This window comes from Celeribacter halophilus, assembly GCF_018860305.1.
GTDB classification, from domain to species: domain Bacteria; phylum Pseudomonadota; class Alphaproteobacteria; order Rhodobacterales; family Rhodobacteraceae; genus Celeribacter; species Celeribacter halophilus_A.
On the sequence record NZ_JAHKPE010000010.1, the window covers coordinates 22,080 to 28,079 of the forward strand.

A 6,000-nucleotide genomic window follows, 5' to 3' on the forward strand; every position below is an offset into this window, starting at 1 on the left:
TTGGCATCAAATGCGCCAGAGGTCCCATTCCCCCCTGTGCGGATCGGGCACCGACATTCCAGCCATGCTGTTTAGGAGCTAGAGATGAAAGATCAGGATATCATCGACCTGTCTTGGGACGAGTTTGACGAGTTGCGCGATCCGCGCCCGGATGCCAACGGATTTGACGCCGTTGTCGAGCGCGCAATTTCGCGCCGCGGTTTCTTGGGCGGCGCTCTGGCCTTCGGGTCCGGCGCGCTTGCTATGGGAGCCGGCCTGATGTCCTCGACCTCTGCGGCTCGCGCAGAAGGCATGGGATTCAACTTCAAGCCGATCGACATTGCAACCGACCATGACATTCATGTGCCGGAAGGCTACCAGTGGAAAACCCTCGTGCGTTGGGGTGACGCTCTGTTTTCCGAAGCCCAAGGGGCCTATTCTTCAGAGACCGGCGTTCCGGTCGAGATGTCCGACAAGGTCTTTGGCGAAAACACAGATGGCATGGAGACCTTTGTCGATGGCGACAAAACGATCCTTGCGATCAATTCTGAATATGTGAACCCGAAGATCAACCTGCCCGTCGCCTCCGAAGGCATGCCGCAGAATGCCGACGAAGTCATGATGCTCAAGAATATGCAGGGCGTGACCGTCGTGGAAGTCGCGGACAATGGCGACGGCTACGAGGTTGTCGTCGACAGTGCCTACAACCGCCGCATCACCCATGAAACCCAGATGATCATGGACGGACCGGCTGCCGGCTCCGATCTGGTCAAGACCAAAGCCGATCCGGCTGGTCTGAACCCCAAAGGCACCATGAACAACTGCGGCTCCGGCAAGACGCTCTGGGGCACCTATCTGACCTGCGAAGAGAACTTCAACGGCTACTTCGGCGCCACAGGCGACTATGAGGTGACCGAAGGTCTCAAACGCTACGGCATCGGCGGCGAAGGCCGTTATGCATATGAGAAGTTTGATCCGCGTTACGACCTGACACAAGAGCCAAACGAATCCAACCGTCACGGCTGGGTCACGGAAATCAATCCGCTTGATCCCACATCCACACCGGTCAAACACACCGCTCTGGGTCGTTTCAAACACGAAAACGCCGAAATGGTGCAGGCCAATGACGGTCGCGTTGTGGTCTATATGGGCGACGATGAACGTGGCGAATTCATGTATAAATACGTCTCCAACGGCACTTACACAGAGGGTGGCTCCACCGAGGGTCTTCTGTCTGATGGTACGCTCTATGTCGCCAAGTTCAACGAGGACTTGACCGGCGAGTGGCTGGCATTGACGTCTGAAACCACGGGCATGCCGATAGAAGACATCCTCGTCTTCGCACGGATCGCGGGTTCCAAAGTCGGCGCGACCACGATGGATCGACCGGAATGGATTGCTGCCAACCCGCTCAAGGTCGAGGCCTATTGCGCGCTGACCAACAACAAGAACCGCGGCGTCAAGCCGAACGCTGGCGGTGATGAAACGCCTGCAACCGGCCCGAACCCGCGCGAGACCAACAATTACGGTCAAATCGTGCGCTGGAAACCGGCTGGTGAAGACCACGGTGCCACTGAGTTTACATGGGATCTCTATGTCATGGCCGGGAACCCGACCGTCTACGACAATGCCTATGCAGGGTCCGAAAACGTGAACGCAGGCAACATGTTCAACTCGCCCGATGGCATGGCATTCTCTTCCGACGGTTACCTCTGGATCCAGACCGACGGCGACGACAGCAACGAAGGCGAGTTCGAAGGCCAAGGGAACAACCAGATGCTTGTCGGCAACACCGAGACCGGAGAAATCGCCCGTTTCCTCACAGCTCCGAATGGGGCCGAGGTCACGGGGCTCACATGGTCGCCGGACAAGAAAGTCGCCTTCGTCGGCATTCAACACCCCGGCGGTTCCTGGCCCGACGGTAACGGCAAACCGCGCTCGTCGGTGATCGCCGTATGGCGTGAAGATGGTGCCTTGATCGGCTAAGGCCAAGCCAGGCATTCAACACGAGATCGAACAGGGTGCGGCACAGTTCGCACCCTGTTATGCCGTTAAAGTTTACGTACACGGGGATTGTATTCTACCAAATTTGGCCCAAACGACTCTGAGTATGTACGCGAGAGCAGGTCATAGGAGTTGTCACATTCCGGCCTGGAGCTATGAGTGAATCTGATGTCCGGGTGATTTTCAGGAGTGGAGTGCCGACGTTACTAATAGGCAATGCCTCTTGATCACTTTGCCCTTTGGTGTCGTGTGCCGAGGCGTCAGCCGGGCGACGCAAAGTGTTATACATCAAATAAATAATATGCTGTATAACGGTGAATTATTAGAAAATCATCCATTAGCTTGCAGATTTCTCGTCTAAACTATTGTTTTTAATTGATAGGATAAAAACATGTGACAGGCTGATGTCAAAAGTTGATGGTTTAATTCCAAAAAATTTAGACAGTTAAACCGCTCTAATGTCGCCGAAACCGCGTATAATTTTTGCAGATTTATTGGCTCCGCCTGGTGCAAGACGAGCAGGTGGGCGAAATCATTGGCGGGCCCACGCTAGGGCGCGCAGACTGAGGCCTCTTTGGGCAAACGCACGGATGCGCATGCGGTTCTGACTGAGGTCACAAGACAGCCTGATAGGCGCGTGATCCATACATCATGCGACTGGTCCGCTGAAGAATGGTTGGATCCGCGATCTTGTGAGCCCCTTGTCTTGCCCCAACCTCTTACTCGCCATAGCCGCGCGTCAGGACGGCATCGATATGCAAAATGGCCTGTTCCAGCGACGACCGCCAGAATCTCCAGTCATGACCGCCCTCGCTGACCCGAAACCGGTGACGGATGCCCGCGTTGCGCAGGGTGACGTGCAGGTCTGCTGTGCCCTCGAAAAACGGATCATCCGCACCGATGTCGAAATAGAGCCGCGGCACGCGGGAGAAACGTGCTGCGTCTGTCTGCGCCACCAATGTCTCTCCCTGTATCGCGTCCCAAGCCTCATTCAGCCGCGCTCGCCCCTCCAGCTCCGGGCCCAAGAGGCCAGCGTAGCGGCTGCGATAGGCGTCTGGTGAAAGACCGAGAACCTGATCTTCGGTCCGGAAGGCCGAGCTGAGCGCGGCAACTCCGGCAAAGGCGTCAGGCGCGCGCAGCTGATAGACCACGCCGGCAAGCGCCCCCATCGATATTCCAAGAATGGCGCGGGCGTCACCGCTGGCGATGGCCTTGTGGCGGGTTTCCACAGCAGGGATAAAGTCCTCGAAGAACATATCTTCCCAGAGCATCTCGCTGTCCTGATCATTCAGAAAATAGGTCGCCACCTCATTCGTCTCATCGCGGCGGCCATCGGGGGCAATGGCGATCAGCGGGCGGATTGTGCCGTCTTCGATCAGACGGTCGAGCATCTTGTCGAGACCGGCAAGGGTGAACCAATCGCTTGGCTGGCCGCTGCCGCCGCCATGCAGGAGATAAAGGACGGGATAGCTGCGATCATCGGCATCATACCCTGGCGGCAGATAGATGGCGTAGCGGACCGGCTGTCCCAAGGTGTCGCTGCGTGTCGCATTGTTAAACCGGACCTCCGCGTAGAGCGGGGTCCCGAGTGAGCTGATCGCGAGAGATAGGCCGACCAAAGCCATGAACATGAACCGCTTGATCTCGAGACCCTCCATATGAGCGACCGAGAAGATCTCCGTCGCAAGATTTCTGCCCGTGATCAAAACGCGGGCGCTCACAACCTATGATTGAGGAAAGCTCGGACAATGGCAATCTGTAACTTGATCGTCCCGATCAAGCTGTTCGCGTAGACTGAGCCTCCAAAGAGATTGCGCATGAGAGGGCCTCACACAATTGCCAAACCCGTGATCCGGGGTCGTGAAGCAGGGGGGCTGATCCAGTCAAGAGAGTCTCGAGCTTGCGGCGAGAGCTGTTGATGGCAGGGATAGGGCGGCTGCACGGTTTGCGGCTCGCAAAATTCTGCATCGGGCAAATTCATCCTGAGTAACTTCAGCTTTGTGCAACCACAAATCTGGTCAATCGAAGATCCCGCCGAAGATCCCGCGTGCCGATTGCCCGGCTCTCAATTTCGCGGATGTTTCCTCTTGGCGATGGAGGGTTGAAAATTTGAGGCAACACCCGGCCAAAAATCTCCCAAAATAAAAACCTCAAAAAACGACCATAAGAGGCCTCAAAAAGTCTTTTGGCTACCATACCAGCTAAAAAAGCTCAAACACCACTCAGCGGCCCGCATATCGCCTCTGCGGGCGCTTGTAGCGTCGGGGGAGGGGGGTTGGTGTCGAAATTCGTGGAACATTTGGTGTTTTGGCAATCAATCAGCTCGCAATTCAGAGCTTAAAAACGCCCGATTTGGTGACGGGATTTGAAGGGTCGCCCGTCACCCGTTTTTGATACACCGAAAGTCGGATAAATCCAATGATCTCTCGTACATAGTGAAACAGCGGTGTAGGGTTTCGTACACTTTCAAACAGCGGTATAACATACGTTACGCTGTTTACGTCTGTACGAAAAAAACTTAAAATGGCCTTTTTCCGTCAGCGGTTTTCAAACTTTTTAGGTGTCAAATTTAAGCGCTTTTTCGCGGTAAAAAATAGGGGTGCCGACACGCTGCTTGTGAGCCGGAAATCAAACCCCAAAAAGTGCCCAATAGAGGCTATCAGTCCGCCTTCGCTCTCTCCAGAAACAAGAAGTTTCAGGTCGCACTCAGGGCCCCTCATGTCGCCTCTGTGGGTATCTTTTGTACGCGGGAATTGGTTCCCGGAAGGCCTTGAGTCAATTGGCGACTGGTGAGGCCCCATGCGACCGTTTTACGTCGCCAAATTCCCCTTTTGAGCTGTCCGGTTTCTTGGGGGGAGGGCAACTTGATTGCACGTCGGATGGCTATGCGAAATGAGGTGGCGGGGACGCCAGGAACATGAACCGCTTGATTTCGAGATCTTCCATATGAACGACCGGGAAGACCCCCTGTCGCAAGGCTTCTGTCTGTGATTAAAACGTGGGAGATTTCAACCTATGGTTGAATGTGGCGGGCAATGGCCGCATGGACTTCAAGCTTCATATTTGAGTTAGTTCTTCATGAGGGAGTCTCTGAACAAATCTGCGTTGTGTGGATGTCTATTCGCTTGGTGTAAGACGTGAATTTGGGTTTCTGCCCTGACTTGTCTGCTAACACAAAAATGCCGCCGGGAGGGGACTCCGGCGGCATTTCTGATTTCCATCCGCCCTGAGCACAAAGGCTCAGAGCGAACGGGACCACCTGTTATTGGTAGTTGTTGATGCTTTTGTCGGCGAGGGTTGCGCCGTTGGAGCCGACGAGGACGAACTCAAGGTTGGATTGAGCGGCACCTGCGTCGAGGCTCACTTTCACATCGGTGTTTGCGCCAGCGTTCACGTCGGTCGAGCCGAGCAGAGCCACACGTTCGCCACCGTGGACGGAGTAAACTTCGAGAGTGGCCGGAGCTTCGGCCCGCACGAGTTCAACATTCGCTACGGTTTTGGTGGAGGACTGGTTGCCCGGGATGATGTAGTTCGGGCCTGCAACGGCGGCAGTACCTGCAACAGCAACGATAGCGGCGGCGGTCAGTGTTTTGAGGGAGAATGTCATGGTGTGATCCTTTTCAATTCATTTCTATTTGTGGGTGACGCGGTCTGTTCGTTTTTGCGTCTCTCGATGGAATAATATTTAGGGCTTCACCACGAATGTGTAAAGTTGAACAAATATCAGGTTTTTATCCACATGAGTGTGCGTAAACGCATATCAAATTTCAGCGATCCATACGCCGATCTTCGTGATCTCTTGTAACAATGCCGAAAACGATCAGATTCAGGGAATTTCTGTGCATGATCTGTGTATGTTTAAATATGCACGGAATGTCTGGGGCGCGGTGATGCGCATGTTTTTTCCTATGGTGAAGTCTGGCCCAGACAGCGATTGCCCTTTCAGGGGCTTTGCCTGTAATTCAGCTCAATGACTGCCAGGATATTTTCGATTGAGGCGCAGCAGGACGGCGGCGC

General features: G+C 54.7%; 3 protein-coding genes. 1 reads left to right on the forward strand and 2 read right to left on the reverse strand.

The window, feature by feature from the left end; all coding sequences use genetic code 11:
• The first annotated feature begins 84 nt into the window (after nt 1-84).
• Entirely contained in the window at nt 85-1,965 is a 1,881-nt protein-coding gene (locus KO492_RS01245; protein ID WP_216043307.1) for a PhoX family protein, read from the forward strand.
• A gap of 737 nt (nt 1,966-2,702) precedes the next feature.
• Here the strand turns inward: KO492_RS01245 and KO492_RS01250 are convergent.
• Nucleotides 2,703-3,641: an alpha/beta hydrolase gene (locus KO492_RS01250; protein ID WP_216043308.1), complete on the reverse strand. Its 939-nt coding sequence runs from the start codon at nt 3,639-3,641 to the stop codon at nt 2,703-2,705.
• A 1,604-nt stretch (nt 3,642-5,245) separates the two neighbouring features.
• Entirely contained in the window at nt 5,246-5,590 is a 345-nt protein-coding gene (locus tag KO492_RS01255) for a hypothetical protein (protein ID WP_066601885.1), read from the reverse strand.
• Nucleotides 5,591-6,000: the final 410 nt, after the last annotated feature.